The sequence below is a fragment of the Spiroplasma endosymbiont of Lariophagus distinguendus genome (genome assembly GCF_023846195.1).
GTDB lineage: Bacteria > Bacillota_I > Bacilli_A > Mycoplasmatales > VBWQ01 > Spiroplasma_E.
Map to the genome: position 1 here is coordinate 1 of NZ_JALMUW010000124.1, position 1090 is coordinate 1090.

Sequence of the window (1090 nt, forward strand, 5' to 3'; positions counted from 1 at the left end):
GCTTGGGGGTCTAAGTCAAACAATAATACTTTTTTTTCAATAGAAGAAAGTATACTAACAAGCCCTAGTGTACATGTTGTTTTACCACAACCACCTTTAGAATTGGCTAGTGTTATTTTTTTCATTATTGTACTCCTTTCTATAATAAAATTATAAAAATATTATATCATATTTATTTTTTATATTTATATATAATTATATATATGTATAGTTATTTATATTTTATATTTATATATATTTATAGTTATTTATTTTTTATATTTAATTTAAATTGTATCTAAAGTGAAAAAACCTCAATTTATTTTAATTACTATCAATATTATTTAAAATATTTTGTACTTGTTCATCAGTTAAAATTGTTTTTTCAATTATTTTATTTTTTTGTTTTTCAAAATTATTTGCTATTAGCTTTGATTTATTTGCATTCTCCTTATTTTCTTTTTTAGTTGGTACTTTTTCAAGTTCAGGATTCTGCGCATTAAATTTCTCTAAATCTAAATACGTATTTAAAATAATTTTGCTATATTTTCTACCAATTTTTATCAATTCATAAGAAAAAATAATATCAGTTTTCAACAAATCTTTTTTAACTGGTTCTAAAACATATCTTTTTAAATCATTGATTCTTTTAAAATAACTACTATTCAAACCTATATTTAAAATTTTTGCTAATTGTTTAAATTCTCATTCATGATTAAAATTTGGTATTTTTTTAGTTTTAGCATTCATATACAAATAGCTTCGCAAATACTCATATAAACGTAATGAATATTTACTTGTAACAGTTTTTGTATAAGGTAAATAAATATTTGTATAATCAGACTTTAAATCAATATAATGTTTTTTTATTAAATCTTGAACAACTTTAAATTCAAGTATTCCTTGATTTTTAAATCAAGTACCTCTTTCAAAAAGATTTAAAAAACTATATTCTTCTTTATTTTCATCTTGTAATCAAAATTTTAAACTAGTAATATTATCAATTTCTTTTTCAATAATCGTCATTTCTTTTTTCTTATGAATAACTTTTTCATATAAATTTGTATTATTAATATTATGAAAAATACAAAAATCATTTAAATTTACTTGG

General features: G+C 18.9%; 2 protein-coding genes. Both read right to left on the bottom strand.

The genetic code is table 4. From position 1 onward, the window contains the following. Window positions 1–125 (bottom strand): ParA family protein (locus M0D11_RS07480; protein ID WP_368862547.1); only part of this gene is annotated, 125 nt, incomplete at its 3' end. 178 nt (window positions 126–303) lie between these two features. After that, window positions 304–1090 (bottom strand): replication initiation protein (locus M0D11_RS06010; RefSeq protein WP_252321002.1); only part of this gene is annotated, 787 nt, incomplete at its 5' end.